The organism is Pseudomonas sp. W17 (genome assembly GCF_040268305.1).
GTDB lineage: Bacteria > Pseudomonadota > Gammaproteobacteria > Pseudomonadales > Pseudomonadaceae > Aquipseudomonas > Aquipseudomonas protegens.
On record NZ_CP158490.1, the window covers coordinates 4,558,086 to 4,582,734 of the forward strand.

Annotated in this window: 34 protein-coding genes and 2 pseudogenes; 2 read left to right on the top strand and 34 right to left on the bottom strand. The window is 59.9% G+C overall.

Annotated elements, in window-relative coordinates; translation table 11 throughout:
• Position 1: 1 nt before the first annotated feature.
• The 34 genes and pseudogenes from ABCR88_RS20790 to ABCR88_RS20955 all read right to left on the bottom strand — a co-directional run bounded on the left by ABCR88_RS20790 (position 2) and on the right by ABCR88_RS20955 (position 22,602).
• Positions 2-586 carry a tail assembly protein gene (locus tag ABCR88_RS20790; protein WP_311168392.1) on the bottom strand — a complete coding sequence of 195 codons (585 nt, stop codon included), beginning with the start codon at positions 584-586 and terminating at the stop codon, positions 2-4.
• Positions 587-633: 47 nt separating this feature from the next.
• On the bottom strand, positions 634-975 hold the full coding sequence (locus ABCR88_RS20795) for a hypothetical protein (protein ID WP_183001622.1): 342 nt from the start codon (positions 973-975) through the stop codon (positions 634-636).
• Positions 976-1,017: 42 nt separating this feature from the next.
• Entirely contained in the window at positions 1,018-1,788 is a 771-nt protein-coding gene (locus ABCR88_RS20800) for a Mov34/MPN/PAD-1 family protein (RefSeq protein WP_350403360.1), read from the bottom strand.
• Positions 1,789-1,790: 2 nt separating this feature from the next.
• Entirely contained in the window at positions 1,791-2,474 is a 684-nt protein-coding gene (locus tag ABCR88_RS20805) for a phage minor tail protein L (RefSeq protein WP_041118567.1), read from the bottom strand.
• Between the two features lie 44 nt (positions 2,475-2,518).
• Complete coding sequence (locus ABCR88_RS20810; RefSeq protein ID WP_350403363.1) at positions 2,519-4,024, bottom strand: hypothetical protein; 1,506 nt, start codon at positions 4,022-4,024, stop codon at positions 2,519-2,521.
• Positions 4,021-4,359, bottom strand: coding sequence for a phage tail protein (locus ABCR88_RS20815; protein ID WP_315868991.1), 339 nt, complete (start codon positions 4,357-4,359; stop codon positions 4,021-4,023). The genes ABCR88_RS20810 and ABCR88_RS20815 overlap by 4 nt, the downstream gene beginning before the upstream one ends.
• The gene (locus tag ABCR88_RS20820) at positions 4,359-7,043 is read right to left on the bottom strand and encodes a phage tail tape measure protein (RefSeq protein WP_350403365.1); all 2,685 of its coding nucleotides are present in this window, start codon (positions 7,041-7,043) and stop codon (positions 4,359-4,361) included. The genes ABCR88_RS20815 and ABCR88_RS20820 overlap by 1 nt, the downstream gene beginning before the upstream one ends.
• Positions 7,044-7,066: 23 nt before the next feature.
• Complete coding sequence (locus ABCR88_RS20825) at positions 7,067-7,321, bottom strand: hypothetical protein (RefSeq protein WP_350403366.1); 255 nt, start codon at positions 7,319-7,321, stop codon at positions 7,067-7,069.
• A gap of 29 nt (positions 7,322-7,350) precedes the next feature.
• Positions 7,351-7,701, bottom strand: coding sequence for a phage tail assembly chaperone family protein, TAC (locus ABCR88_RS20830; protein ID WP_315868988.1), 351 nt, complete (start codon positions 7,699-7,701; stop codon positions 7,351-7,353).
• A gap of 9 nt (positions 7,702-7,710) precedes the next feature.
• A pseudogene (locus ABCR88_RS20835) lies at positions 7,711-7,863 on the bottom strand (phage tail tube protein); the annotation flags it as partial.
• Between the two features lie 243 nt (positions 7,864-8,106).
• A pseudogene (locus ABCR88_RS20840) lies at positions 8,107-8,436 on the bottom strand (phage tail tube protein); the annotation flags it as partial.
• A 52-nt stretch (positions 8,437-8,488) separates the two neighbouring features.
• A complete protein-coding gene (locus ABCR88_RS20845; RefSeq protein ID WP_315868987.1) occupies positions 8,489-8,857 on the bottom strand; it encodes a DUF3168 domain-containing protein in 369 nt (122 codons plus the stop codon).
• Positions 8,854-9,339, bottom strand: a complete 486-nt coding sequence (locus tag ABCR88_RS20850) for an HK97-gp10 family putative phage morphogenesis protein (RefSeq protein ID WP_350403369.1) — start codon at positions 9,337-9,339, stop codon at positions 8,854-8,856. Before ABCR88_RS20850 ends, ABCR88_RS20845 begins: the two co-directional genes overlap by 4 nt.
• Complete coding sequence (locus tag ABCR88_RS20855) at positions 9,332-9,673, bottom strand: phage head closure protein (protein WP_350403371.1); 342 nt, start codon at positions 9,671-9,673, stop codon at positions 9,332-9,334. Before ABCR88_RS20855 ends, ABCR88_RS20850 begins: the two co-directional genes overlap by 8 nt.
• Positions 9,673-10,149, bottom strand: a complete 477-nt coding sequence (locus ABCR88_RS20860; protein ID WP_350403373.1) for a head-tail connector protein — start codon at positions 10,147-10,149, stop codon at positions 9,673-9,675. Before ABCR88_RS20860 ends, ABCR88_RS20855 begins: the two co-directional genes overlap by 1 nt.
• 3 nt (positions 10,150-10,152) lie before the next feature.
• A complete protein-coding gene (locus ABCR88_RS20865; RefSeq protein WP_350403376.1) occupies positions 10,153-10,377 on the bottom strand; it encodes a hypothetical protein in 225 nt (74 codons plus the stop codon).
• 41 nt (positions 10,378-10,418) lie between these two features.
• Positions 10,419-11,675 carry a phage major capsid protein gene (locus tag ABCR88_RS20870; RefSeq protein ID WP_350403378.1) on the bottom strand — a complete coding sequence of 419 codons (1,257 nt, stop codon included), beginning with the start codon at positions 11,673-11,675 and terminating at the stop codon, positions 10,419-10,421.
• 9 nt (positions 11,676-11,684) lie between these two features.
• A complete protein-coding gene (locus ABCR88_RS20875) occupies positions 11,685-12,386 on the bottom strand; it encodes an HK97 family phage prohead protease (protein ID WP_350403380.1) in 702 nt (233 codons plus the stop codon).
• Positions 12,383-13,714: a phage portal protein gene (locus ABCR88_RS20880; RefSeq protein WP_350403382.1), complete on the bottom strand. Its 1,332-nt coding sequence runs from the start codon at positions 13,712-13,714 to the stop codon at positions 12,383-12,385. Before ABCR88_RS20880 ends, ABCR88_RS20875 begins: the two co-directional genes overlap by 4 nt.
• Positions 13,707-13,871 carry a hypothetical protein gene (locus tag ABCR88_RS20885; RefSeq protein ID WP_350403385.1) on the bottom strand — a complete coding sequence of 55 codons (165 nt, stop codon included), beginning with the start codon at positions 13,869-13,871 and terminating at the stop codon, positions 13,707-13,709. The genes ABCR88_RS20880 and ABCR88_RS20885 overlap by 8 nt, the downstream gene beginning before the upstream one ends.
• 11 nt (positions 13,872-13,882) lie before the next feature.
• Positions 13,883-15,592, bottom strand: a complete 1,710-nt coding sequence (locus ABCR88_RS20890; protein WP_350403387.1) for a terminase TerL endonuclease subunit — start codon at positions 15,590-15,592, stop codon at positions 13,883-13,885.
• The gene (locus ABCR88_RS20895) at positions 15,592-15,978 is read right to left on the bottom strand and encodes a hypothetical protein (RefSeq protein ID WP_350403389.1); all 387 of its coding nucleotides are present in this window, start codon (positions 15,976-15,978) and stop codon (positions 15,592-15,594) included. Before ABCR88_RS20895 ends, ABCR88_RS20890 begins: the two co-directional genes overlap by 1 nt.
• Before the next feature lie 127 nt (positions 15,979-16,105).
• A complete protein-coding gene (locus ABCR88_RS20900; RefSeq protein ID WP_350403391.1) occupies positions 16,106-16,474 on the bottom strand; it encodes an HNH endonuclease in 369 nt (122 codons plus the stop codon).
• On the bottom strand, positions 16,465-16,698 hold the full coding sequence (locus ABCR88_RS20905; protein ID WP_315869070.1) for a hypothetical protein: 234 nt from the start codon (positions 16,696-16,698) through the stop codon (positions 16,465-16,467). Before ABCR88_RS20905 ends, ABCR88_RS20900 begins: the two co-directional genes overlap by 10 nt.
• 60 nt (positions 16,699-16,758) lie before the next feature.
• Positions 16,759-17,082 carry a phage holin, lambda family gene (locus ABCR88_RS20910; protein ID WP_315869071.1) on the bottom strand — a complete coding sequence of 108 codons (324 nt, stop codon included), beginning with the start codon at positions 17,080-17,082 and terminating at the stop codon, positions 16,759-16,761.
• Between the two features lie 320 nt (positions 17,083-17,402).
• Positions 17,403-17,786, bottom strand: coding sequence for an antiterminator Q family protein (locus ABCR88_RS20915; RefSeq protein ID WP_212805517.1), 384 nt, complete (start codon positions 17,784-17,786; stop codon positions 17,403-17,405).
• A 3-nt stretch (positions 17,787-17,789) separates the two neighbouring features.
• A complete protein-coding gene (locus ABCR88_RS20920; protein ID WP_350403396.1) occupies positions 17,790-18,107 on the bottom strand; it encodes a hypothetical protein in 318 nt (105 codons plus the stop codon).
• On the bottom strand, positions 18,104-18,307 hold the full coding sequence (locus ABCR88_RS20925; RefSeq protein WP_212805519.1) for a hypothetical protein: 204 nt from the start codon (positions 18,305-18,307) through the stop codon (positions 18,104-18,106). Before ABCR88_RS20925 ends, ABCR88_RS20920 begins: the two co-directional genes overlap by 4 nt.
• Positions 18,304-19,593: a site-specific integrase gene (locus ABCR88_RS20930; protein WP_350403398.1), complete on the bottom strand. Its 1,290-nt coding sequence runs from the start codon at positions 19,591-19,593 to the stop codon at positions 18,304-18,306. The genes ABCR88_RS20925 and ABCR88_RS20930 overlap by 4 nt, the downstream gene beginning before the upstream one ends.
• On the bottom strand, positions 19,590-19,886 hold the full coding sequence (locus tag ABCR88_RS20935; protein WP_350403400.1) for a DUF1364 domain-containing protein: 297 nt from the start codon (positions 19,884-19,886) through the stop codon (positions 19,590-19,592). The genes ABCR88_RS20930 and ABCR88_RS20935 overlap by 4 nt, the downstream gene beginning before the upstream one ends.
• On the bottom strand, positions 19,868-20,086 hold the full coding sequence (locus ABCR88_RS20940) for a hypothetical protein (RefSeq protein ID WP_232644205.1): 219 nt from the start codon (positions 20,084-20,086) through the stop codon (positions 19,868-19,870). Before ABCR88_RS20940 ends, ABCR88_RS20935 begins: the two co-directional genes overlap by 19 nt.
• Positions 20,083-21,465 (bottom strand): replicative DNA helicase, encoded by a 1,383-nt coding sequence (dnaB, locus tag ABCR88_RS20945; protein WP_350404911.1) that lies wholly within the window; start codon positions 21,463-21,465, stop codon positions 20,083-20,085. Before dnaB ends, ABCR88_RS20940 begins: the two co-directional genes overlap by 4 nt.
• Positions 21,458-22,159, bottom strand: coding sequence for a helix-turn-helix domain-containing protein (locus tag ABCR88_RS20950; RefSeq protein WP_350403404.1), 702 nt, complete (start codon positions 22,157-22,159; stop codon positions 21,458-21,460). The genes dnaB and ABCR88_RS20950 overlap by 8 nt, the downstream gene beginning before the upstream one ends.
• Before the next feature lie 236 nt (positions 22,160-22,395).
• Positions 22,396-22,602 (bottom strand): Cro/CI family transcriptional regulator, encoded by a 207-nt coding sequence (locus ABCR88_RS20955; protein ID WP_350403406.1) that lies wholly within the window; start codon positions 22,600-22,602, stop codon positions 22,396-22,398.
• A 71-nt stretch (positions 22,603-22,673) separates the two neighbouring features.
• Here ABCR88_RS20955 and ABCR88_RS20960 point away from each other — a divergent pair, with 71 nt between their 5' ends.
• Both ABCR88_RS20960 and ABCR88_RS20965 read left to right on the top strand, forming a co-directional pair.
• Positions 22,674-23,441: a helix-turn-helix transcriptional regulator gene (locus tag ABCR88_RS20960; RefSeq protein ID WP_350403408.1), complete on the top strand. Its 768-nt coding sequence runs from the start codon at positions 22,674-22,676 to the stop codon at positions 23,439-23,441.
• A 356-nt stretch (positions 23,442-23,797) separates the two neighbouring features.
• The gene (locus tag ABCR88_RS20965; RefSeq protein WP_350403409.1) at positions 23,798-24,649 is read left to right on the top strand and encodes a ParB N-terminal domain-containing protein; all 852 of its coding nucleotides are present in this window, start codon (positions 23,798-23,800) and stop codon (positions 24,647-24,649) included.

The following is a 24,649-nucleotide window of genomic DNA, read 5'->3' on the forward strand; positions in this document are numbered from 1 at the left end:
TTTACATCTGGTCTTCGGAGTAGATCCCGGCGCTGATCACCGCGCTGCCGACGATCATCCGGCCATAAAGCAACGGGACAGGGTTGCCCTGGACGCTGGTATTTACGGCGCCGTTGAAGCTGTAGCTGGGCCGGTTGTTGGGGGTGTCTTGGGTGCCTAGGCCTTTTGCTTGGGGGCTGAGCATCTGGATCACCCCCCCAGCCATCAAGCCTATACCTGCTGGAGCTAGGTATGGAGCCGATGCTGGGAAGAAATAGGACACTACAAGCAGGGCTGCACCAGCAATGGTCTGTAGGAGTCCAGCGCGCTTAGATCCAGACAGAACTGGAACTATCCGAATCACATCCCTGCCGGTTGGCTTACCAAGATCTTCCTCTCCAATGTTCTCTTTGCCATTGAACACGGCATATCGAATGCCTTTGCTTGAGCCTTCTGCCACGTACTGCTCAAAGCCAGGGAACTGCTTGAAGTACCCGCGGATATCACGAAAGCCGCCGCCAGTAATCATTCGGTGGCGTCTGCCGAATCGCTGGGCCAATGACCCTGATAACAGGACGGTTTGCATTTTTTCAGATGCCTGAGCCACGTTTCCTCCAGATGTACAAAAAAGGCCGCAAACTTGCGGCCTTTCGACTATCGACATTTATTAACTGAGTCTCGAATTCCACTACGACCAATCTGTGACCACGCCACCCTCTGATACAGGCTGGCAATACTGCCAGTCTTGGTCTGGCGAATATCAAGAACTTCATCCGTCTGCGATCCGAAGCCATTCACCAACCGATACCCGGTTTCGGTTTCGCTCATTGCTGCGCTGGAGCTGTGATCCTGCCACTCAGGAAAAGCACATAGCGCGAATGCCTTCGGCGACTTGCTGGATACCACTGTCAGGTCTGGCTCCCCCTTCATCAAGTCAGATGGTGACGAGCACCCCGCCAGCAGCGCCAACGCCACCCCCGCAATCAAAATCCGCATGTTTTCCGCTCCTTGTGAGATCGGCAGACGATAGCATTTTGATCAGGACCTGACCTCCCGATGCCGCCAGTAGCTGACGGTTACTTCTCGCCAGTAGCCGCCGTAGGTGTCGCGTTTGCTGTCCCGCCCATACAAATGGTGCAGGATCGACCCGGGCGCGGGGAAGTGTTCGGGCTCGGTCTTCAGGTTGCCATCGGCAAGGTAGACCCCGGCGTGGTTCGGCACCTTCGACCGGATCTGCATCAGCACGATGTCGCCGTGCCGCGGAGCGCTGACCCGTGTGAAGCCGGCCGCCGGCAGGTTCTCCAGATACAGGTTGCCGCCCTTCTCCCACCAGCCATCCTCCCGTTCGTACTGGCCCAGGTCGATGCCCATTTCACGGCAATAGAAGTCGAGGATGATGCTCAGGCAGTCGTGCACGCCGTGAGCGAACTTGCGGCCGATCAGCGGGGCCTGGTAACCGTCCGGCGTGAAGCTCACAAGCTCGCCTGGGCGCACCTGTTCGTCATCGCCCTTGCGGACCTCAAGGATGTGCCAGGGAAGCCCGGAGGCCTCGCAGGACACGCGATCTGCCTCACTGGGTGCTGCTGGGTAGTCTGGATGGCTATGCACGACCGCCAGCACCTGGCCGCGATCCTCGGCGGCGGCGAAGTCCTCGGGCGCCAGGCGGAAATGCTCACTGGGCGTCAAGGCCGTGTTGCGGCAAGGCACATAGACTTCCTTTCGCCCTTCGCGAATCACCAGGCCGCAGCACTCACGCGGGTACTCAGCCAGCGCATGCCGCTCGATGGCGGCGCGGGTGGACTTGTTCATGATCAGCTCCGAAGCAGGCCGGCGGCCGGGAATGAGCCATAAGGCAGAGGGTTGTTCTCGCCGAAGCGCAGCTTGCAGCTGCTCAAGCGCCCGCCGCATTTGTCCTTGGAGGCATCCGTGACAATGATGTCGTTCTCATCGGCCACGGGCCCGCCGTTGTAGCCGCAGTAGGGCCCGCGGTAACCGCCGCAGCTGAGCCACCAGCAGACGTTGGCCACGATCTGCCGGCGCGGCAACTGAACCCCGGCGAAGTCCAGGGCCGAGGCCAGTTCGAACTGCACCGTCTCGTTGTTTTCGGCCGTCTTGCGCTCGACGTACCAGATATCCGGCGGCAGCTCTTCGTCGGGGTCCGCCTCCGGCTGGCCATCAAGGTACTTGCCCAGCGTCCGGTGCCGGATCAACTTCGCACCCACAAGGTCCTCGAAGTACAACACCAGAGCCGTAATGAACCCGCCGACGTTGCCGACGGACAGGGTCGGCATCGGCTGCGCGCCCTGCCCCGTCATTTCGAAGCCCTCGGCCTTGATTGGCCAGGGCGAATACTCGACCCCCTGCCAGTAGATCGACGACTGCTGCGGGTAGCCGTGAAAGCGGTACAGCTCAGCGCCCAGGGTAGTAGCGTCGAGCTCGAAAAGCTCCACCCACGCGCCAGGCTCCAGGGTCTGGATATCGGCCGTAATTGGCATGGTGTTTCCTCAAGGCAAAAAAAATCCCGCTCGTTGGCGGGTAGTTACTCGGATTCAGGCGCTGAAGGTGCAGGTGATTCTTCCGCCTTTGGCATATTAAGGCGCAAGTCGATCCAGCTATTGAGCGGCACATCGAGCGGAGCACCTTTCCCGAGATGCATCTCGCCGTCGTCGTCGAGGGTCCAGCGCTGCTTGAAGAGATGCACAGTCACAGTTCCCTGGTCGTCCTGCTCACTTTCAGTGATTCCGAGTGCCCTGCCACCATCTGGCGAGCATGGATCAAGAACGCGCCATCCTTCGAGGGCCAGCCCCTGGCTTCCAGTAATGACGTAAACGCCAACGGCAGCGCGCTCAACAATGACGCCGCGAGCCTCATCATTTGCTGCGCCCCACTCCCCGGCGGCTTCAAATGTCTGTTCGAACAAGTCAAGGCGCTTGCTTTGTGAAACATTGGCGATCCGTACGATAGGTGATGCTGCGGATAGCGCCCCGCCCGAGCCTCTAGTGGTGTTTGCGGTAGTGTAAAACTCAGCAGGCGTATAGGCTGATCCGTTAATGGAGCCCATTAAATACGCTTTAGGCGTGTTCATATAAACGACGATTTTTGTAAAATTTTTCGTCGGTTTATCGTATGACCCCACGTGTACTGAGCCGTATCCGACCGTTGGGATGCCGGCGGACTCAGGATCGAAGCGGTACGTTCCACCCACTACGGAGTCTGAAATGCGGGGCAGGTATGGCGACGAGATCGCGCCGACACCGAAGTCACCGACCCTCAGCACGCGACCAAGCGTCTCATCAACACTGCTTGATGTCACATCAGTAACTGCTGCCGTCCCAAGGCCAAGTCCTGTGCGTGCGCTCGCTTGATCACTCCCGCCCGTGCCACCCTGCGAGACACTAAGCGCAGTGGTAAGCCCTGTGAGCCGAGTTATGTCGGAGTTAACTCCTTTCATAGCTCTAGCGTTCAGCTGGCCCTGCAGCTTTGCAAAGGCCTGCAGCACTGTATCGCCAGCCACGATAGCGGCATTCACCAACGCCCCAAGGCCTGCAAGAGTCGTCGAGCGAACCCTGGCCGCTGTGAAGTACTGGTTTGTCGCCCCCTCCGGGACTTGGTCCGTAGAGCCAGGCGAAGACGGGATCAGCACATACGCCGCGCCGCTCCAGCGGTACTGTCGTGTCGGATTTGTAGGGCTGTCGCCGTCGTTGATTGCGATGTAGATCTTGCCCGTCTCGCCAGTCGCCGGGAAATCGGCCCGCGCTGGAAACTCCAAAACATCATCAACGAAACTCGGGAGCTGAGCCGCCGGTACCGTTCCGTTGATCAACTGAGCCACCGAGACACCCAGCGCTGCACCAGGAACTGCTGCATCCGCCTTGGCCTTGGCTGCAGCAGCGTCGGCCACACCCTGCTCGGCCCTCGCCTGCGCTGCCGCCGTCCGGGTATCCAACTCCGCGAAGTTCTCGTTGATGATGATCCCGCCGTCGCGCAGCGTGTCGCCGGTTTCATCGTTCGGCTCCTCGCCAACGTCGATTGGTCTGATGGTCATGGGTGGAATGCCTGTTCAAATTCTGCAGCAATGGAAAACAAGCCAGCGCCATGGGCCGTAGCTTGATATGACCTGCAGCGGTACAACCCCTGTTCACCAAGAGGCGGCGTCCAGAAGAACGGCGTAGCTCCGGCATGCGCGTCAAGAAAGCTCTTGATCTGGCGAGACCTTGATTCAGTGTCAAGAAACGTCAGAGGCCATGTCTGCATGCGGTTGTTGATGCCGTCCTGGGCAACCTGCTCGTAGCCGTCGCCGAACTTTGCAGATTTCGTGCGAAATGAGACGGTGCCCGTGGGATCAACCCGCGGGCACCAGGAAAAGGTCTCGATTGCCATCACCCTCTACCTCTGATTGCGTTGTAGATACTTCCACCAGGGGCGAGCCCTTTTCGGACTGCGGTCTCAGCCTCAACCCGTGCGGCGTTCTGAATGTTTTTCCCAGCTGCGACGACCTCTTCCTGGCTCGCGCCAGCGCCACCGCCAGCGCCCGAGGCGTCGACATTGATTGTTATAGGAAAGATGTAGGATCCACCGCTGGATGCAGCGCCAGGCGCGCCTGGCGAGGCGCCAGAGGTCAGCGGGGTGACGCTACCGCCATTTGCTCCGGTCATGAGGTAGGAGCGGCCGCCCTGGTTGTAAAGCTCAGGGCCGCGCTCGTTGACCTCGTACAGAGAGTTAGGCGCAACGGGTCCACCAGTGGCGCGCTGACCGGCAACCCACGACGAGAAACCGGACCCGGTGTACCCGGCCTGGGTAGCTCCGGTAGCACCGCCGAAGTACGAACTGGCAGCAGATGCCGCCATGCCGAACAACGAACTTAGCGCCGAAGAGGCTGCTTGCCGCGCAGCGATCCTGGCCATATCGGCCAGAACCGACTTCGTGAAGTCGGCAAAGGACAGCTTGCCTGTCATCGCGAATTGAGTGATCGCGTCCTCCATGGAACTGAAGGCGTTGCTGAATAGCGATCTGGTTTGCCCGGCTATATCTTGTGCGCTGTCGAGATAATCTTCCCAGGCCCCACGCGCTCCGTTGGTCCAGTCACCCTGTGCCTCTTTCATCTCGGCATAGTTGGCCTTGACCTGGTCAGCCATCTGCTGATGGTTCTTCTTCAGAGCATCAAGCTTGCGGTTGTATTCCTCTGCGGACATGCCGCTGCCGGCGTCGGCGTACTGCGCGGCCAGAGCCTTTCGGTCTTCGGCGTAGGTGTCATCAACGCCGTTGAGTTGGTCCTGCAGCGCAGCACGGCTGCTGCCCATTCCTACCGCTTCAGCGGCGCGCTGCCCGGATCGCTTTAAATTGCCGAGCTGGGTATCCAAGGCCGCCTGGTACGAGGCAATTTCTTTCATGCGCAGCACAAGCGGATCGGTTGTGGCCACAGCGATGTTGAACTGCTTCGCCATCTCGGCGATGCCTTTGTTGTACTCGTCCTGGGTGATCTTGCCGTTCTTGAGCAGCAGATCCAGCTGAGTGCCACGCTTACGAAACTCGTCGGCAGCGAAGCTCACAGGATCGAACGACTGCTTGAGCTCTTTGTATGTCGCGGAGGCTTCCTTGAGCTGCTGTTTGAGCTTGTTCTGCGCCTCTGCCGCAGACTTAGTGGTTCCGTTTAGCTGGGCTACCTGCTTGTCGATGGCCTCGATTGCACGCCGATAGCGCTCAGCGTTTTCTGGATCCTTGGCCTGGGCAGCAACCAGGGAGGCCCGGTCCTTCTCGAGCTTGGCCAGCTTGTCATATGAATCGAGCAGCTTGTCGGTGACACCATTCGCCCCCTTCCTAGAGATCGTCAGCTTGCCTTCCTGCTCAGCAAGCGCTTTGTCCCCTTCCAGCAGCTTCTTGTTACCTTCAACCAGCTTGTCGTCCGCCCAGCCGCGCAGATCCGTGTATGCCTTGTAACTGGCTAGACGGTCATCTGAGGCCTTTTTCGCGGCCGACAGATCCTGCCCGAATAACTCACCGACGAACATCGTCGGGTTTGCAGCGAACTTGTTCCAGCCGCCCTGGGCCTTGTTGTAGCTGCCCAATGCCCGGTTGGTGGTTTCCTCGTCCTTGACCCCAGCCAGATGCCGGCTTTTCTCATCAGTCGAAAACCAGCTGAGCACATACTTCAGGTCGCTGCTCATCTTCTTGAGGTCGTCGGGCAGCTGAGACAGGCCCAGCGCCGCGGCACCAGTAAGCTTCACGACCATCGCCGCCAGGTCGGCAATACCTTGCTGGAAGCTCGGGTCGTTGACGATGTCTCGGACGCCATCAAGCGAGTGCTGCAGCGGGCTCAGGTCGATATCTGCCAGGCCCGCTACGAACTCGTTGCGCAACCCCCGCACCTGGGCCTGCAGGTCCTCAATCACCTCATTGGCCTTGACCAAGCTGGCGATCTGCGAAGGCTCCAGCGCAATGCCGAAGTCCTTGGCCTGCTGCATGTACTTGCGCAAGCCTTCGGCGCCGTTGTTGAGCAGTGGCAGCATCCGTGAAAGATCGTTGCCCAGGCTTTCGAGGATGTTGATTTTCTCGGACTGCGAGCCGACCTGCTTCAAGCCGTCAGCGATCGCCAGCAGCTGCTTGTCCGGCGTCATGTTCGCCAGGTCGTCGAGCGACAGCCCAAGCTTGTCGATGGCGTCGATCGCTTCGCCACCACCGGTCACCAGGGCATCGCCGATCTTGTCGCCGATATCCTTGAAGATATCTGCCATGTTGTCGGCACTGAGGCCTGCGCGCTCTGCAGCATACTGCCACTGCTGAAGCGTGGAGGTACTCATGCCCAGCGACTTCGCCCAGCGGTCAGACTCCGTTGTCGCGGCTGCGGTGCTTTTCAGCATGACCAGGGCGGCAGTGCCGGCGCCGGTGGCAGCGGCAGCAATAGAGCCCATGGCTATGCCGATCTTCTTGCCCACCTCCTCGGCGCGTTTCTGGATCTCCTTCAAGCGCTTTTCGGAAACCCGCGCTGCCTTGTCCATCCCTTGCTCAAAGCCGCCGATCCTGGCGATGAGGTCGAGCGTAAGGCTCCCAAGCGAACGAGTTGCCATATCAGGATTCCATCACATTAGGGTCAAGCCCACTGATCCATGGCCTCGTCCAGATCAACAGGAGCGCGGGCTTGGCTGGGCATAAAGTCGAGAAGTTCGGCCTGGCCGCCGGCAAGTCTGTTGGTCTGCTGGGCAACAATTGCCCCCATCTGCTCAACGCGAAAGCCAACGCTGAGTGAGCCATGTTTACTGCGGTAGGCGACCCAAGCCATAACCTCGGCATGACTCAGGCGCTGCTTTGCTTCCGCCACTGATCTGCCGCCGATTCCGTTCAGCACAAGCTCATGCCAGAACTCGTCGGCGGCGGTCAGTTTTTTGCGCGTTCGGCCCCGGTGCTGTTTACCTCATGAACGGCGGCGAGCATCGCCCAGCCCAAGCCAGGCGAAAGACGGTAGGCGGACTCATAAGGGATGGCTTCCTCGCCGTTCTCGCCGAGAGTGACGCAGGCCGAGATGTAGCGAGCATTGCGGCTCTGCTCGCTCTCGCCATCTGAGAACAGCTTCTCGATCATGCCGAACGATTGCGGCATCACGAAGACGCTGAACTTGTCAGTGATCGACTTGCCGGTTGCAGGGTCGTCATGCGTCCAGACAATCTGCTTCTTCACTTTCTCGGCGCCTACCAGGCCGCCCGAGGCTTCCAATTGCTGAAGGTTCATAGGCTTCCCTTACGCTGACTTCTTGATCCAGGCGGAGCCGCCCGAGCGTTGAATGGATACCGCAGTGCTGACCACGGCATTGGCGGCGAAGTCGAACGGGAAGTCGGCGACGTAGCCCTGGAACAGAAACCAGGTCCTGGAAGGCGGCAGGTTGAAATCTTCTTCCAGGCTGACAATGGCAGCAGCCGCCGCGCCAGATCCTGCGCCACCGGTGAAGCCAACGGTGGGTGCGCTGGTATAGCCGGTGCCGGGGCTGGTGATGTTGATTGCAGAGACCTTGTCGCCATCCAGAACAGCAACAGCGGTGGCGCCGGACCCACCGCCACCGGTCAAGTTCACAGTAGGGGCTGCGGTGTAACCGGTGCCGCCATTCGTGACGGTGACCTGCTCCAGGCCGCCCGCCGCCGAAACGGTGGGTTCGGCCTTGCCATCAGACCAGCCGACAGCCCATTTGAGAGTGCTGTCGCCATCCTGCTCAGAGAGCTGATGCAGGCGGATGTGGCTCGGGCTTTTCGGGTCAGCGTTGATGGTCAGCGAAGCCTGACCCGGAGTTCGTAGGCCTGGTTTGTAGGTCCGCTCCTGGGAGCTCAAGCAGGTGTCTTCGATCTGCTCCTTTGGTGCGCCACCTGGGTTGAAGGCTGTCGCACATTCAATCTCCATGATGGAGCTGGGACCAGTGCCAGAGGACGGTGGCACCAGCGCATAAACCTGGGTGCCCTGGGTAAGAATCGACATCGGGTATACTCCTTGGACAAAGAAAAGCCCGCACTGGGCGGGCTCGGATACTTCAGCGCTGGACTATCCAGTCCACATCGAAGCTGGTTCTATAGTTCTTGGTTGCTGGATCTCGGCCCTCCCCACCCCAGCGAGCGATGTAGGCCCGCAATTCAATTGCATCGCGGATGGCATCACGCACTGCGCGAACAGAAGGGCCAGTAGTGCCGTACACATCGACCTGCAGGGTGAAGCCGTCAGCATCAGGCCGGCCTGCCAGATAATTTTCCGGGTTGCCGCTGATCAGTTGCCAGACTGCGTAGGGCTTGGCAACACCCTCCGGCGCCTCGCCGAACGAATAGAGGCGCATGGAAGCTCCAGAGCCAAGTAAGGCAATCACGCCTGGATCTTGCGCGCACACCTCATAGATGGGAGCTGTCATGATGAAGCTGTCCTCCTCTGCGCTCGACTGATTGCGCGATCTATGGCCGCCTCGTACTCCGAAACAAAGGTGGCCGTAGCCTGGCTTATGCTGTCCGCCAGAGCCGGCCGCATGAATGGCGCTGCGGCCATATTTTCCGTACCGAACTCGAATAGGCGCCAGTGCGGCGTCGGAGCGTTCGGCCTGAGATCGCCACCATCGCGCAGGACGGCACCGTGAAGCACACCGATCCGAAACCCGAGGTCACCTGTTTGCTTGAATAGCCGGCCATTCCAGCGAAGCGCGATGTTGTTTGCGATTGATCGGCCGGTTTCCGGGTCGTCGATTCGCTGGGCGCCCTCCCTGGCTCTATCAGCGATAATCTGGGCTGCTCGGCGCAGCGCGGATCTACCGCCCTTGCGCTTCACGTCATAGGAGATGGCTTCGAGCTTGCCGAGCAGGCTATCGAGGCCGGTAATGCTGAACTCCACACCGTCAGCCATCCTTTACCCCCTTCGACACCAATAGCGTCAGGTACTCCAGGCCGGACTTGGGATCTTCAAGCGGCGGGCCTTCGATGCTGTAGATCTCGCCGCGGTAGATGATGCGCATGGTTGAGTCGATGCCTGGGCGGTATCGAATGACTATGCGCCCTGTGGCTTCTGACTGCTGGGCATGAGCATCAATCCGGTCCCTGGCAGACATTGGCACCACCTGCGCAGGACATTTCGACCAACGCACCACCCACTGGGGTTCGCCATATTCACCGGTGGCTGGGTCACGGGGAGTCGTTTTCTCCTCGATGTCGATGCGGTGCCGAAGCTTGCCAGCCTGCATCACACACCCAACCGGATGCGGTATGGCATCAGCAGGTGCTGGGACGCCAGCGGCAGCTCGACAGCTGTCGACCCGGTGACAACCTCCTCTCGGTTGGCGAACAAGTGGCCGAGCTTCAGCAGGCAGGCCGCCTGAATCGCAGGGTTGAGCACCATGCCGTAGGCGATGGCGTCGCACTGGTCGTAGGCGTCGGCCAGCGCCTGGCGGGCATGACCGAGAAGGCGGCAGCGCAACGTGTGGTCCTGCTCCGCCTCGGCGGCCGCTACCGCTGCAGCATTCGCGTCCTTGGCTTGCTGCATTGCCACCGGCACGCCGGCCCGAGCTTCGTCGAGCGCAATCTGGTCCAGGTAGAAGCAACGGTTGAGGAACTGCATCGCCGCCTCTTCCGCCGCATCGAGTTGCGCCTGGACCAGCGCTTGATCATCAGGTTCGGCCAGTAGATGGTGCATGGCCAAGTCGATCGCGATCACGGACATGGATCACTCCTTGGGCTTCGTGGCCGCGCCCTTGCCGCCCTTGTTAGCCGGTTCCGAGGCCTTTTTGTTTTCTGGCTCTTGAGCTTTCTTCACGTCGTACTCCTCGATCAAACCGTTGCGCAGCAGGTCGCGGGCCCGCATCTCATCAACGGTGATATCTGAGCCTCGCTTCGCATAGGCCCCCTCGTTGAGGAAGCCCTTGATGGTCTTGACCTTGATGTCTGGCATTTGCAATCACGCCCAGTTTCCCGGGCGCACTCCTTGACAGGTTATGGGGTGGCTTCGAACTCGCCGTGTACGAACGACTCCGGACGATATACCGCCATAGCCAGGCGCTCCTCGGCGCGGATGGTGACCATGTTGGTGCGGAAGTTGTCGCCGTCCTCAGTGGAAACCTCGACAGCAGCCTCTTCACGGTCGAAGACCTGGGCCGCGATGTTCATCGCGCCGACCAGGAACTCGCCTTCCGGCACAGCGTTACTGTCCACCACCGGCAGCTTCCACAGGCGCTGCACGCCGCCTTCCTGAACATTCACCCAGATATAGGAGCCGTTGGCATCCTTGGTCAGTTCGATATCGGCCCAGTCCACAGGGTTCAGAGCGATTGCCGAAGCGCGGTACTCGGCCACACGGACCTGCAGGATGGCGCGGCGCAGGGTGTCGATCTTGGTGTCGCCAGTCTTGCGCAGAGCATTGTTGAAGGCGGTTGCCTGCGGGATCAGGCCCAGGAGGTTCTGGCCAGTGCCGTCACCCGCCAAGATCTGCTCCTCTTCCTTGTACTTGAGGCCGTATATTGCGCGGCCGTTGATGTAGCTCTGCAAGAGAGGGATATCCGAAAGCACCTGCTTGGAAGCGCGGAACCAGTGGGCGATCGTACGCACTGGGGTGTCCTTCAGCTCGAAGGACAGGTCGGATTGCGCCTTTGGCGCACCTTCGCCAGCTTGCGGAGCCGCCATGTTCTGAAAGCCGCTCTCTCGCACGTACTCGACCGAGTTCGAGGAGGTGCGCCCCGGCATGATCAAGTCGCGAATGGTGAACTCGCGCTCTGGGCCGACGATGATGCCAGGGACACGGGTCGGCTGAATGCCGGCGCCGACACCGCCGGTGCCGGTGGTCGCACTGGTGATATTGGTCACCGCCTTGCGGCCGATGCGCGCGATACCGCGGCCACGGGTCTGCAGGTTCTGGAAGTCTTCCGATTCGGACAACTCTTCGCCGGCAGACTTAGCCTCGATCGGGTCATTGGCCGCGAAGCGGCGGGCCATCTTCTGCTCGATCTCTTGCAGGCGGTCCTGCAGGCCCAGCCCATCCTTGACCAGTCCATCCAGAATGGTCTTGGTCTCGGCCAGGATGGTGCCGTGTTCCTTGATCTCGGCGGCTGCCTTGGTGGCGAAAGCCTTGATCTCCTGATCGCGCTGGTCGAGCAGGTCGTTGACCGCCTTCAGCTGGACCTTGTCGTCGGCGTGCTCCTTGCGCTGGAATTGGCGATGTTCGGAGCGAGCCTGGTTGCTCATGGCGTTATGCATAGTGATTCCTCAAAGCGAAGGGAGAGAAAGTGTCGGACGCGACTTCAACGCCTCGACGATTTCGATTGCTGCCAGGTCGCCCTCGGACTCGCTCCGGAGCAGGTGCTGCAGCCCGCGGTTGGCAATCACCGCTGACTGGGTTTTCGAGAAGCCTGCCTCGCGCAGGAGCAGCTCAAATTCAGGCATCGAGGGCAGGCCGCCGTGGGCCAGCTTCGACTTGATGGTGTCGGTTCGCGCCTCGTCGTTGGCCGGCACGGTGACGATGGAGATCTCGATCAGGTCGAGCTTGGTCAGCGTCCGGATGCGGGTCTTCTCGTCGAAGCTCGACTCCCGCACGTAGTAACCAATCGACAGGCCGGTGATTGATCTGGTCTGCATACCGCGGTACGCGATGCGAGCATAGGGAGCGTCCTGCAACCAGAGCTCGCCGGCGCCAAACAGGCCGCGCTCATCTTCCTTAAGGCTGGCGATATCCCAGCTGCCGATTGGCTCGCCGGTGCGGTGCTGCCAGAGCACTGGGAAGGTTCGAGACTTCGCCTTAGCGTCCTGGATCGACTCCAGGAACGCACCTGGTGCAACCACCTCGTTGTAGCTGTCGACTACGCCGAACACCGATCCGTAGCCAGAAAAAAGGCCGTCGTCGCCGACAGCCTTCACGTCATAGTCGAAAGAGCGGTACTTGACCGCAGCCTGTCGATCCTTGTGTCTCATGGGGTATTACCTCTTGGCTGGTCGTTGAGCCAGTCGAGTAGCGCCGACTTCGCCTGGTTGGCGCCGCCGGGGTCTTCGCCCAGTTTGTCGATCGGCAGCATGTTGGATTGCACAGTGAGCTTCGCGGCGTTGCCGCCCTGCGGTGGCAGGTTCTCTTTTCTGCGGCAGTCGTCCCGGGTATAGATCCCGTTCTGGGTCATCGAGCTGTAGAAGGCCGCCCGCGCGGCGCTGTCCATGCGAAGCAGCCCTTCCGGGTTGAACTTAACGTAGAAGCGGCGGCGCTCATCAGGACGCAGCAGGCGTCGGTTGGCGCACATCTCGATGCGCTTGATCCAGGGCAGCAGAGTGAACGACAGGAAGCCGATCATTTGCTGCTCCATGCCGGTGCCCCAACTGGTGGAGTTTTGCGTGTGTCCGACCATCCACGGTGGAACGCGGAACCAGCGGCAGATCTCCTCAACGTTGAAAGCCCTCGTCTGCAGCATTTGGGCATCTTCGGGGGTCATCGCAACCTGCTGGTATTTCATTCCCGCTTCGAGAACCATGGTCTTGCCGTGGTTCGTCGCGCCAGAGAACTGCTTGATCATGTCCTCGCGGATGTCCTTGCGCTGGTCGGGCTTGAGGATCTGGTCTGTAGAGAGCACGCCGCCGAGCTTCATGCCGTTTGCAAACATCTTCGCCGCCGACTCATCAGCGGCCATAGCAGAACCCAGCACCTGGCGACCATATGCCAGGGGCGATAGACCACAGAGCGGATCGATGCCGAACGCACGGACATGCACCATCTGATCTTCCGTCAGTATGTGAGGCTTGCCGAAACTATCGGTGTAGCGGTACTCAATGGAGCCATCGGCAAGACGCCTGGGCACCATGTTCTGTGGCAGCAAGAACTCCAAGCTGGTCAGCTGCTGCGCATTGTGGTGGGGCTCGCAGAATGCGTTTCCCTGCAACAACAGGCTGGCCAACACGTTCTCCCAGAACTCCACCGGAGTCTGATCAGCGTTTGGCTGCTGGCTGATAACGAAGTTGACCGGGTGAGAGCTGGCCACCACCGGCGCGCCGTTCTTGTCCTCATACAGTGCGATCGGCAGCGTTGCGATGGTCTCGGCGATCAAGCGTACGCAAGCCCACACCGTCGAGAGCTGCAGCGCCGTCTGCTGGCTAACCACCTTCCCCGACGCCGAGTCGGCGCCGTAGAAGGTGTTCCAGAACGCGGCGTCGCCCAGGCCAACCTTTCGTCCTGCCCATCCGGCCAAGTTAGAGGCCAGCCCCGGCTCGGCAGACTTTACCAGGGCCCGACCAAGAACCTGAGATAGAGATTTAGCCACCGATCAGCCCCTTGCGAATGAATCCCGCGGCCAGCAGCAACGCAGCTGCTGCGGCCAGAAGGCTGTACCCCAGGCCTGCAAGCACGTAAACGCCAGCAACGCCCAGCAGCAAGCCGCCGGCGGCAAGCACCAGAAAAATGATCAGGCCAGTATTCATAGGTCGTCCCGTTAGCCAACCACGATCGGGCTGGCGAGAAAGTCATCAAAGTGTCCGGAGTCGTCGATGCCGAGCTTGATCGCTACTGCACAGCCAGTGATCAAACTCACCATGCCGTCGATCTTGTTCTCCGGACGCTCCTTGTTGGGGTAGATGTTGTCCTTCACATCGAGCTTCGCGACGACGTTCGATGCCATCCAGGTCAAGACTGGGCAGTCCCCGTGGGCAAGCTTGCGCTGCAGAACCAGGGCTTCGACTTCCTTCATTGGCTCGCTTAAGTTCTGCACCGTCTGGCGAAGCTCGACCATCGGCAAGCCTTCGGCGTCCATTTCCTGGGCCAACTGCGTGGCTTGCCACGGGTCATAGGCATAGGCTGTGATATCGAACCGTCCGGCGAACTCGCGCATGTCCTCCTTGATGACTTCGAAGTCGGTAACCTCACCGTCAGTGAGGGTCAGCAACCCCAGCGCATCGAATTCACGGTAACGCGCGGTGTTGCTGTCCAGTTCCTCAAGCACCCTGGCCTCTGGTAGGTAGTACCTGGCGTGGATATGCCAGAACGGATCGTCGCCATGAGGCGGGAAGATCAGCAGGTTGGCCGCTATATCGATCTTGCTTGCCAGGTCGAGACTTCCATAACAAGGTCGCCCCTCCAGCTCTGCCAGCGACTTCCTCGCGGGTGCTTCCTTCCATCGCAGCATGTTGAGCCATGCATTCTTGGCACCCACCCATTCGTTCAAGTGCTTTGTACGGAAGGTGGCCTGCTTGGTTGCCGACTGCATTGCATCGCGTTGCCGGGCCAGCAAGAAGTCCTCGCCAACTGATACGCCGAAGTTCGGATTCGCCTTGCGAAGCGCGATCTCGCTGGTCCAGTCGTCGCCATGGTCGATGGTGTAAAGCGCGGGCCAGAGATCCGGACGCTCAATGACGCCTTCGAGCATCCGCTCGGAATCACGGATTAGCTGGTGGCAGGGGCCGCCGATGCTGGAGCCCGCCGTGGTGATGACCAGCATGATGGGCTGCTCGCGGGCACCCATCCCTGTTTCCATCGTGTCGTAGAGCGTCGAGTCCTGGTGCTCGTGGTATTCGTCCACCACCGAGCAAGATGGTGAAGAGCCGTCGCCTGGCTTGCCAACGACCGGTTCGAAGCGCGAGCCGTCAGCAAGCACCACCATGTTCGAAGCATTCACGTCGACGCAGTAGTGCTCTCGCAGATCATCAGTCCGCTCGACCATCAGTTTCGCAGGCCTGAACACTTCCCAGGCTTGCTTTTCCGTGGTGGCGCCAGAGTAGACCTCGGCGCCGAACTCTCCGTCGGCAACGAACATATACAGGCCAACGCCGCCGCCGATGATGGACTTGCCATTCTTCCTGGGCACGAACACCAGAATCGTGCGGTAACGCCGGGTGCCATCCTTCTTGCGGACCCAGCCGAATGGTACGCAGACCGAGAAAAGCTGCCAGGGCTCCAGCTTGATCAGCTGCTTCTTGCCACCCCATTTACCCTTGGTGTGCGGCAGCAACTGCAGGAACTTGGCGACCTTCTCCGCCTTGGCTGGGTCGAACTTGTACGGGAAGTCCTTTCGCTTTGAGGCAGCCAGGTCGTCAAGATGACGCTGGGCCAGCAACTTGATCCACTTGCAGACTAGGATTTTCCCGGCGACAACATCCTTGGCGTACTTCTCAGCCGCTTTCATCAGCGGGAATTTTGTCTTAGCCATCAGCCCAGCTCCGCGAAAGCGTTCCCCTTCGGCTTGTCCTTCTTGCCGCCGCCAACTTTAGAACGGTCAGCCGGCGTCATGCCGAACTTGCCAAGCATGGCCTCAAGCCGAACCAGCTTGGCAGCAGGGAATTCGATTGGATCGTTGCGGAACTGGGCCAGTAGGTTGGCGGCCAGTTCCAGTGTCAATCTGTCGGAGTTGGTCAGCACGTCCAGCGGAGCGAACTTAGCAATCTCTTTCCAGGCGTGGAGCACTGCTCCATTGATGTGAGCCGGCGGCGCGGTCAGCTCACCCACCGGCTCTGCATCCTCGCGGCGGCGCTGGGGGTCTTTCTTGAACGCGCCAGTCAGCTCAAGCACGTTCGTCGGCTTGCGCGGTCGGGCCATTTTGAAAACTCGAATTTTGCGGTAGTAGAAAAAAAGCTGGGGACGCGGTGTCCGAGCGAAAGGCCCTGAACTTTTGACCCACCCCCTCCTCTCAAACGAGAACCATTCTCGATTGAGTCGATCTTGATCATTTTTTGATCAATCTCGACTCTCGTTGCGTCTTCTTCTTGTGGCAATCGTGATTGATCGCCCGAAGGTTGCTGTCATCATCAGTTCCGCCATGGGCCAGGGGCACGATGTGGTCAACCTCGTCAGCCTCTCGAATCCTTCCGAGCAACGCGCACTGATCACATCGGCAAAGGTACTGGTCACGCTTGAGGATCTGGTCGCGTAGACGGCGCCATGGGCGTCCGCCTCGACCTGACCCCTTGCGAGTGGCCCAGGCCCTGGAAAGCTCAGCGGCCAGTTCGGCGTGCCCATCACAGAAGCCATTGGCGTTTCGATGCAGAGAGCGGCAGCCTTGAGCTCTGCATGGGCGCTGCGGCCTCAGAGGCACGGGGCACCGTTCAGGTACGACGCTGCAGGCAGGTCAGGATCAAGTCCTTGGTCTTCTGCCAGCGCCTGAATCAGCAGAGCCAGTAGTTCGTTGGTCTTGGCCTGCTCTGCCAGTTGTTGCTTGAAGATCTCCAGGAGTTGCTGCTCCTTCCCCAGGATGATCACCATCTGCTCTGGGGTCAGCCGGCACAGGGCTACCTCCGAGGAATTCCTTGGCTCGCTCATATCCAACCCTCATCCACTTGTTGATCCATTCGCGCCGGGCGGCGCATCCACTGCAAGCCATCAGCTCTCAACCCGCTTGGCTGCTGCGCGATCGTAGTAGCCGCGCACCTTCTCGACGCCGAGGAAGCCAACAGCGCCGCCAGCGAACGTGGCCATGCTCTGAGGCAAGCCCATCCACTCAAGGAGCGGCACCAACGACAGAGTGACCAAGCCGCAAAGCGCGCCCTCCAGGTACATCTGGCGCCGTGTGCCGCCGCCGTACATCACCCGCAGGACAGCGATACCGACCGATAGGCCAGCGGCGTAGAGCTGCGGCTGATGCATGACCAGCCAGGCAATCATTGCGGCCCACAGACCAGGATCCTTTTCAGGCATGTTCGGCATCTCGATTCCTCCCTTTCTGGGAGCGCGAATGAAAAAGCCCCGGCAATTGCCGAGGCTCAAATGGGTGCAGAGGACCGGTGCATACCCGGCTTAGTGGTCTGGCTCGCTGGGTCACGTACCCCAGACTCTCATCGCGTAGTCGATCAGGGAGCGCACGGCTTTGATCCACGCCACTACCGACTTAGCCCAGCTGCCTGGGCGCGTCATCTGCATAAACGAAAAAGCCCAGCGCAATGGCCGGGCTTCATGTGTGGTGTCGCGCTGTAACAGCTGAACACCGTGCTATAAAAACAGAGCTATTCCATATGGACAACCCTTTTTTAAGCTGCCTCTCGAATGGACTCAAGAACGCAGTCAATCCAGGCCACGCCGGCCTTGATCAGCTCACGCGCTTTCATCTCGCTCACCTGGTAATGACGGCCAACCCGAATTGCTGGCCACTTGGCCCCGTAATAGAGCCAGATCATGTCGCCCATCTGCTGATCCCGCTTGCAGAGCCGGGCCAGGGCTGCGTCTACAGCGCCTGCCAGTTCGTCGGTGATGGTGTAGGACTTGGAAGCTACAGGCATTGCGTCTCGCATCACTGCCAGCATTGGTGAGGCGTAACTGGGGATGCCCATTCCATCCATGCGCCACCAGCCCCATTGCTCCAGCATGTGTTCTGTATCGCCCAGAGGACGGTGCAACGGCTTGCGAATCATCATGACTTAATCCCCTGTGTAGTTGGTGCCGCCGGCGCCGCGGCGGTTGTTCTCGTTGTATTGCGCTTCAACCCCTGCTGGGCTGGAGCTGTTGAACTGTGCGATTTGATGCTCGGCGGCCTGGAGCCGGATGCTCAACTGCGTCACCAGCACCTCCAGCGGCAGTACCTCACCGGTATCAGCAGTGACCCAGCCCGAGGCGTTGCACTGCACGCAGGCCAGCTCATGGAAGACGCCCTGGATCACCGCTCGACCACGGCATGCCGGGCACTTGGCCAGGTCCAGCAGGGCGGCACGGAATGCTGGGCCGTGCGCCTTCTTCATTTAGCCTCCAGCAGCTGCTTGTGCACGGCATAGATGTCGTCACCGTCGAAACAGTGGGCGGTGTGCCGCACCTGGTGCCGTTCACCCGTCGACATCTTCACGTCGAGCACCTGCCAGCCGTTCGAACTACGAATCACTACCGAACTGACATCGGCGGGATTCACGGCGAGGCCGGTGTGCCTTTCAAGCAAAATCATCATTTCGAATCCTCGCTTATGGTTGATTCCGAAATGTCGCCACAGCCCGCGCGCTCTGCGGCTCGCAGGAGAATCCCTGAATCAACGGATCTATCGCCGGTCAAGCCGTGAATCGCCGCCAAACCCTTCTGATCAAGGTACGCATGCCACTTCTCCAAGGCGTCGCGCTTGCGGGCCATGATGTCGGACTGGATGTACACCTTCACGTTGTGGCCCATTGCGTGATTGATTAGCAGCTCACCCACTAGGTGATCGACGCCCAGGTCAGCCCAACCGGTGCGGGCCAGCTTGCGCAGGTCGTGACTGGTCCACTCGCCCTGGCTGATGGCAGCGAACACCTCCCACGCCTTCACCTCGCTCATGGGCTTACCCTGCCTACCCGGAAACAGGAACTGCCCTTCATAACCCTCGTTACGCTGAATCTCGCGATACGCCATCAGCAGGAAGCGCACTTGATCAGTCAGTGGCAGGCGGTGCTCGACGCCGGTCTTGGTGTTCTCGGCTGGAATGAACCACTCGCGCTCAGCCAGGCTGACATGGCTCCAGCGGGCCTGCCGGGTTTCGCCCAGTCGAGTGCCGTGGCACAGCATCATCAGGGCCAGCACGCCCCGCTGGGGGTTGTTGGCGAGCGTGCGCAGCAGATGCGCCAGGAGCTCCTCCAGGTGCACGCTGCGCAAACGAGACGGCTTGACTGTGACTCTGGCCTTGGAGAAGTCCCCAAAGCGGATACCGGCCATGGGGTTGGAGCTAATCAGCCCAAGCTTGAAGGCCTGGCGGAATGACAGGGCCAGCAGTTGGAACACCAGCCGCACGTAGTCGATAGACAGTGACTCTTGCAGTGGCCACATCAGCTCACGGTCGAGAAGCGCCTTATCGATTTCAGCCAGGGCCGTACCGCCCAAGCGCGGAATCAGGTGCAACTTGATTGCAGAGGCTGCAGTGCTCTTGCGCTTGGCCGACAGATTGCGGTCACGGGCCATGCGCTCAGCGAACCAGGCCAGCAGCTCACCGGTCAGCACCCAGCTCGATAGGCTGGAGCTCTCCCCCGCTTCCAGGCGCAGGCGGATATCCGGTAGCGCAGCCGCCACCTTGGCAGCACTCAGCTCTGGATAGGTACCGATCAGGTGCCATTTGCCCTTGGTGACCAGATACCAGGAACCGCGCTCGCGGGACTTGTGGAATCTGAAGTACAGACCCTGGTTGCCCAGGGCGCGCAAGTCGCGAGCCCGCCCCTCGGCCTGGCGGCGGATCTCGGCATCGCTGATCTTTACAGCGGCGGTGTTTGTCATGTGATCAGGACTCCTTCGTTAAGCAATGCGGCCTGAGTGCGCATGACGCCCTCGGCGTGGTGCTGGCGGGCAGTGGCGCGGTCGATATCGCGGCTACGGCCATCACAGGCGTCATGGCAGGCGCTGCAGCACCAGGCACCCTGCATGTCGTGCGGCTTCTTGCCGATGCCGCAGGTTCCGGCCAGGCGGTAATGCGCGAGCACAGTGGTTTCAGGGTCTCCGTTGCAGACGTCTGGAATTCGCACCTGGCATTCCCGGCCTCGGGCGGCCTTGGTCAGCTTGGTTTGGCGCATGGACTTTCTTCTCCATGAAGGTCGACAACGCGATAGGCGGTAGGCCACATGCGCTTGCCGTGGGCGACGGCGAGCTCTTCATCGCGATAGAGCGCTATCGGTTGTTGAGGGCTCTCGCACAATCCGAACAGATCGGATCTGCAGTAGAGCGCGTAGCGGTATTCGGGCAGCTGTGGCTGCAGGTGCATCGGGTCTGTCATGCGGGGAGCTCCTTGCGGGAGTAGCGAGAGGCGAGCGACCGCTCTGGCGATGTCGTCGGCTTTGGGGGTGGCTGCCAACTGGCGGTCAAGTTTTCGAATCGGTTGTACTGGCCCAAGAAAGCGGTGCGTACGGTTCCGGTTTCAATATCGCGGCCCTTGCCGATGATGATTTCCGCCACGCCCTTGAACTCGCTGTTCTCGTGGTAGACCTCATCCCGGTACACAAAGAGGATCACGTCGGCGTCCTGCTCAATGGCGCCGGATTCGCGCAGGTCGGAGTTCACTGGGCGCTTGTTGGGGCGCTTCTCACACTCACGAGAGAGCTGGCTGAGCAGCACGACAGGAATGCCAAGCTCGCGAGCAAGCAACTTGCAGCCGCGGCTGATGCTGCTGACTTGTTCCGTGCGATTGCCGCCTTCGCCATCCATGAGCTGCAGGTAATCGATCATCAGAATATCGAGGCCATAACGCATCTTGTGCCGGCGAGCCATCGAGCGGATGCGGCCAACCGAGGCGGCGGACCGATCAGCGATGAACAGGTTTGCGTGCTGGATCTTCCCGGCGGCTGCGCAGAGCTCAGCGCCGTGAGATTCGCAGGCCGAGCCATCCTTGATCAGGTTGAGCGGGATCTTGCCCGTAGCGGCTATGGCCCGATCCATCAGGGCGCCCTTGCTCATCTCCAGGCTGATCACCAGACCGGATTTCTTTTGGCGAACAACCGCATCAAGCAAGAAGCCCATGGCCAGAGTTGTTTTGCCCATCGCCGGGCGACCTGCCACGATGATCAGTTGCTCTGGCTGCAAGCCGCCTGTCTTCTCATCGAGATCAGCCAGGCCGGTCGAAAGCCCGATTAGGGTTTCGCCGCGCATCAAGCGATCATGGCGCTCTTGCCAGACCTCAAGCTGTTCAGCCATGAGGTCGCCAGCCTTCACAACCTCTTCGCCATCGGTGCCAGAGTCGATAGCCATCGCCGCTGCCTGTACGGAAGCGATCTTGTCCTGAATGTCACCACTGCCCTGCACAATCTCCAGCGTGCGATCACTCAGGTCGTATAAGGCACGCTCAACTGCACGCTCGCGCACAATCCCGGCGTACGTTCCAGCGCTGGCAACGCTTGGAGTGTTGTTTACCAGGGCGGCGCAGTGACCCAGCGCTCGGTCGCCGTTGTCGAGCATTCCGATGTGGTCTGCCACGGTCAGCATGTCCACTGCCTTGCCGGCAGAGCGCAGGGCCAGGATGCCTCGGAACACCTCGGCGTTTTCGGCGAAGTAGAACGACTCGGGGCTCAGGTCGTCGGACAGGGTGTCGATCAGTTCCGGACGCTGCAGCATTGCGCCCAGCAATCCGTGCTCCGCTTCGAGGCTGTAGGGCTCACGCATCATAGTTGCCCTCCACAACCTTGACGAAGTTGCTTGGGGCGATCAGCCAATCGAACGTGGCGCGAAATGGAGTACTGCCAGGCTTGCCGGAAAGCCGGCCCATCAAGAAATCCGACTTGGCGACTGATTCGAAGTAATCGGTCCAGAAGTCAAGACTCTGGTGAACCTCGCTCTGACTCCATCGGGCGCGGAGTTGTTTCTTGCGAGCCTCCGAAATCAGGATGACCGCTGGCAAGGCAGGACTGAGCAGACGATTGAACAAATCAACGATGCCCTGAACCGGGCAAGACGGTGAGCGCGGAACGCGATCTCCATCATGTGACGGTTCAATTGATGGTTCCTTTACGGTTCTGGGGGCACCAGGTGCCGGGGTGGGGGGCATTTCCTGCCGGGGCGATGGGGCACCAGGTGCCGGGGGGCATATCGTGCCGGGGGCATATGCTGCCGGGGTCAGCGTGTACCAAGTCGAGCGCCCGAAGCGCTGGTGACTCTTGAGCAGCTGCGCATCCTCAAGCCAGCGCAGAGCATTGCGGACGGCGCGCTCAGACAAGCATGTGCGAGTCCCGATTGTGGCAACTGACGGCCAGCAAACCCCGTCATCATTCGAGTTGTCAGCAAGAGCGATCAGAACGGACTTCTGTGCCGGGCTCATGCCCTGAAGTGGCCAGCAAGCCGTCATAACGATAGTGCTCATGCGAGCACCTCGAACTGACGCGCAAGTTGTTGGTTTTTACTGAGATCTGGCGGAGTTGGTTGGGTGTTGCGTGCATCGATTGAGAAATGCATAATCGACCTCGTTTGTTGTTTCAGAAGACCGCCCTGCCAGGCGGTTTTTTTATGCCTGCTATTTGGCACTGGATGCTTGAACAGCTGGGCGAACTCACTGCCAGCTCGATGTCAGGCAGCGCATAATCCCCTCCACTAGCCGAGCTAACCCTCTGCCGGGTAAAGGTCTGGCCTAAGGTCGCAACGCGAAACGCCTGTTGCTTTTTCTATTGGTATGACCTGGTGCGCTGGCACCCCTCTCGACTTCCAATAGGAAACAGCCATAGGCGTAACGCCCAGCAGATTTGCCAGGGCCCTGCCTGTTCCAGCAGATCGGATGGCTCGCTCAAGAGGGGTGACTTTCATAAACATTCCGCCTTAGGCGAATAAACACAACTCAACAATACGTTTATTTAATAAACAAGGCAACCCGCGTAAACTTCATGTTTATGACTACAGAGAACTCAGGTGACAGGCTTCGCCTGCTCATGACGAAGCGAGGCGTCACTCCGAAAGTGATGGCCGATGCCCTTGCCATATCCCCGCAAGCCCTGAACAACTGGCTTTCTAGAGGTGTGCCAGGGAAAAACGTGCACCAGGTCTGCGTTACCCTCTCGGTTCGACCTGAGTGGCTAATTGATGGGCAGGGGGAGATGGACCTGCTTTACACAAGCCCGCAGCTATTCAGCGCAAAAAGAAGAGACCAAAGCATCCCTGGTATTCGGGAGAACGCAGCCCTGATAGGGCCTATTGATGCTTGGGATGACGACACGCCGCTGGATGAAGACGAGGTGTACGTGCCATTCCTCAAGGAAGTAGAACTGTCTGCAGGAAGCGGTCGAACCGTCGTTGAGCAGTCTCACAAGCATAAGCTGCGCTTCGGCAGACTCACCCTTCGCCGCCAGGGAGTGCAGCCCGAGGATGCAGTCTGCGTGACCGTTAGCGGCAATAGCATGGAGCCAGTTCTTCCAGACAAAAGCACTGTCGGCGTAGATCAGGGCTGCACCACGATCACGGATGGAAAGATGTACGCAATTGATCACGACGGACAGCTGCGAGTTAAGACCCTCTATCGCCTGCCGGGCGGCGGAATCCGCATGCGCAGCTTTAACCGTGACGAACATCCGGATGAGGAGTACACCGCCCAAGATATGGTCGAGCAGAACATTCATATCAAAGGAAAGGTCTTCTGGTCTTCTGTTCTCTGGTAGAGCCAGCTAATCGCCCACGAGCCCGCCAAGTGCGGGCTTTTTTGTGCCCGCGATTCAGCGGCCTCTCAGAAAAATAAACAAAAATAAACAAATATCATTGACGCGTTTATAAACATGGCGTTTACTAAGCCCAACAGGCAGCGATGAACCGGCCTCAATGGTTCAGAGGGTTGGCAACTGACCCGGGTGTGCAGCGTAAAGCACCAGAAACAGTTTTCCGGCGGACAGGGGTCGTGGTCGGAATCAACAACCAGAAGATAGCCGGAGGCCGACGCCAGTAGCGGGCCCCGACTGGAAAGCATCACTGAGCAGCCTTCTCGCGAGGGCTGCTTGGGATGACAACCGGAGAATTCACCATGACCAAATCAATCAGGCAGATGATCGCGGCCGGCGAGGTTCGCCGCGCTGATGCAATCAAGGTGCGGCTTGAAGATCTTCACGAAGAGCCCGGATTCAACCTTCGCACCGAGGGCGAGGCGCTGGAGGCCAGCATTTCAGCCTTGGCCGAGTTCATCGCAGATGGCGGCGTCATCCCACCGCTTGAGATCAGGCCCCGCGCTGATGGCGGTGTGTGGGTTGTTGATGGTCATCGGCGCCGTCGTGCGCTGCTCAAGCTTGACCAGAGCGGTCGCCTCCCACGACTTCCCAGCAAGGACGATCCGAAGGTTCTCGAATACTGGGTTGATGTTCGGATGTTCGAAGGCAGCGATGCCGATCGAGTTGCACGGATCATCTCAAGTCAGGAGAACGAGAAGCTCTCCCCTCTTGAGCTCGCCGAGGGCTACAAGCGCCTTCGGGCTTTCGGGTGGTCGCCTGAGCAGATCGCGAAGAAAGTCGGCAAGACCAGGCAGCACGTAGAGCAAGTGCTCACGGTCGGCAATGCGAACACCGATGTACAGAACCTGGTTGCCGCTGGGCACGTATCAGCTACCACGGCGGCTCAGGTCGTACGAGATCACGGCGACAGTGCCGGCCAGGTGCTCGGCGCCGAACTTGAGAAAGCCAAGGCCAGCGGCAAGAAGCGCGTCACCGCCGGAACCATGAAAGGCCGTTCAATCCCCAAGCCGCGCCTTGAGGCTGTTCATGAAGCCTCGTGCAAGTTAATTGCATCGCTCGACGCCATCGACGAAGACAGTCGCAGCCTCACAATTCCAACCGCGCTTGTCCTTGAGCTGCGCAAAGCCCTGGAAGGCGCCCAACCGAGATAG

What these genes read in the sequence shown, in the direction of transcription:
- ABCR88_RS20830 (WP_315868988.1), bottom strand. Translation starts at nt 7,701, where the DNA reads ATGAACCTTCAGCAATTGGAAGCCTCGGGCGGCCTGGTAGGCGCCGAG.
- ABCR88_RS20865 (WP_350403376.1), bottom strand. Translation starts at nt 10,377, where the DNA reads ATGCCAGACATCAAGGTCAAGACCATCAAGGGCTTCCTCAACGAGGGG.
- dnaB (WP_350404911.1), bottom strand. Translation starts at nt 21,465, where the DNA reads ATGCGTGAGCCCTACAGCCTCGAAGCGGAGCACGGATTGCTGGGCGCA.
- ABCR88_RS20890 (WP_350403387.1), bottom strand. Translation starts at nt 15,592, where the DNA reads ATGGCTAAGACAAAATTCCCGCTGATGAAAGCGGCTGAGAAGTACGCC.
- ABCR88_RS20800 (WP_350403360.1), bottom strand. Translation starts at nt 1,788, where the DNA reads ATGAACAAGTCCACCCGCGCCGCCATCGAGCGGCATGCGCTGGCTGAG.
- ABCR88_RS20810 (WP_350403363.1), bottom strand. Translation starts at nt 4,024, where the DNA reads ATGACCATCAGACCAATCGACGTTGGCGAGGAGCCGAACGATGAAACC.
- ABCR88_RS20855 (WP_350403371.1), bottom strand. Translation starts at nt 9,673, where the DNA reads ATGCAGGCTGGCAAGCTTCGGCACCGCATCGACATCGAGGAGAAAACG.
- ABCR88_RS20860 (WP_350403373.1), bottom strand. Translation starts at nt 10,149, where the DNA reads ATGTCCGTGATCGCGATCGACTTGGCCATGCACCATCTACTGGCCGAA.
- ABCR88_RS20930 (WP_350403398.1), bottom strand. Translation starts at nt 19,593, where the DNA reads ATGACAAACACCGCCGCTGTAAAGATCAGCGATGCCGAGATCCGCCGC.
- ABCR88_RS20910 (WP_315869071.1), bottom strand. Translation starts at nt 17,082, where the DNA reads ATGCCGAACATGCCTGAAAAGGATCCTGGTCTGTGGGCCGCAATGATT.
- ABCR88_RS20845 (WP_315868987.1), bottom strand. Translation starts at nt 8,857, where the DNA reads ATGACAGCTCCCATCTATGAGGTGTGCGCGCAAGATCCAGGCGTGATT.
- ABCR88_RS20805 (WP_041118567.1), bottom strand. Translation starts at nt 2,474, where the DNA reads ATGCCAATTACGGCCGATATCCAGACCCTGGAGCCTGGCGCGTGGGTG.
- ABCR88_RS20950 (WP_350403404.1), bottom strand. Translation starts at nt 22,159, where the DNA reads ATGAGCACTATCGTTATGACGGCTTGCTGGCCACTTCAGGGCATGAGC.
- ABCR88_RS20905 (WP_315869070.1), bottom strand. Translation starts at nt 16,698, where the DNA reads ATGAGCGAGCCAAGGAATTCCTCGGAGGTAGCCCTGTGCCGGCTGACC.
- ABCR88_RS20955 (WP_350403406.1), bottom strand. Translation starts at nt 22,602, where the DNA reads ATGTTTATGAAAGTCACCCCTCTTGAGCGAGCCATCCGATCTGCTGGA.
- ABCR88_RS20925 (WP_212805519.1), bottom strand. Translation starts at nt 18,307, where the DNA reads ATGATGATTTTGCTTGAAAGGCACACCGGCCTCGCCGTGAATCCCGCC.
- ABCR88_RS20870 (WP_350403378.1), bottom strand. Translation starts at nt 11,675, where the DNA reads ATGCATAACGCCATGAGCAACCAGGCTCGCTCCGAACATCGCCAATTC.
- ABCR88_RS20850 (WP_350403369.1), bottom strand. Translation starts at nt 9,339, where the DNA reads ATGGCTGACGGTGTGGAGTTCAGCATTACCGGCCTCGATAGCCTGCTC.
- ABCR88_RS20965 (WP_350403409.1), top strand. Translation starts at nt 23,798, where the DNA reads ATGACCAAATCAATCAGGCAGATGATCGCGGCCGGCGAGGTTCGCCGC.
- ABCR88_RS20940 (WP_232644205.1), bottom strand. Translation starts at nt 20,086, where the DNA reads ATGACAGACCCGATGCACCTGCAGCCACAGCTGCCCGAATACCGCTAC.
- ABCR88_RS20875 (WP_350403380.1), bottom strand. Translation starts at nt 12,386, where the DNA reads ATGAGACACAAGGATCGACAGGCTGCGGTCAAGTACCGCTCTTTCGAC.
- ABCR88_RS20935 (WP_350403400.1), bottom strand. Translation starts at nt 19,886, where the DNA reads ATGCGCCAAACCAAGCTGACCAAGGCCGCCCGAGGCCGGGAATGCCAG.
- ABCR88_RS20915 (WP_212805517.1), bottom strand. Translation starts at nt 17,786, where the DNA reads ATGATGATTCGCAAGCCGTTGCACCGTCCTCTGGGCGATACAGAACAC.
- ABCR88_RS20795 (WP_183001622.1), bottom strand. Translation starts at nt 975, where the DNA reads ATGCGGATTTTGATTGCGGGGGTGGCGTTGGCGCTGCTGGCGGGGTGC.
- ABCR88_RS20885 (WP_350403385.1), bottom strand. Translation starts at nt 13,871, where the DNA reads ATGAATACTGGCCTGATCATTTTTCTGGTGCTTGCCGCCGGCGGCTTG.
- ABCR88_RS20820 (WP_350403365.1), bottom strand. Translation starts at nt 7,043, where the DNA reads ATGGCAACTCGTTCGCTTGGGAGCCTTACGCTCGACCTCATCGCCAGG.
- ABCR88_RS20815 (WP_315868991.1), bottom strand. Translation starts at nt 4,359, where the DNA reads ATGGCAATCGAGACCTTTTCCTGGTGCCCGCGGGTTGATCCCACGGGC.
- ABCR88_RS20920 (WP_350403396.1), bottom strand. Translation starts at nt 18,107, where the DNA reads ATGAAGAAGGCGCACGGCCCAGCATTCCGTGCCGCCCTGCTGGACCTG.
- ABCR88_RS20895 (WP_350403389.1), bottom strand. Translation starts at nt 15,978, where the DNA reads ATGGCCCGACCGCGCAAGCCGACGAACGTGCTTGAGCTGACTGGCGCG.
- ABCR88_RS20960 (WP_350403408.1), top strand. Translation starts at nt 22,674, where the DNA reads ATGTTTATGACTACAGAGAACTCAGGTGACAGGCTTCGCCTGCTCATG.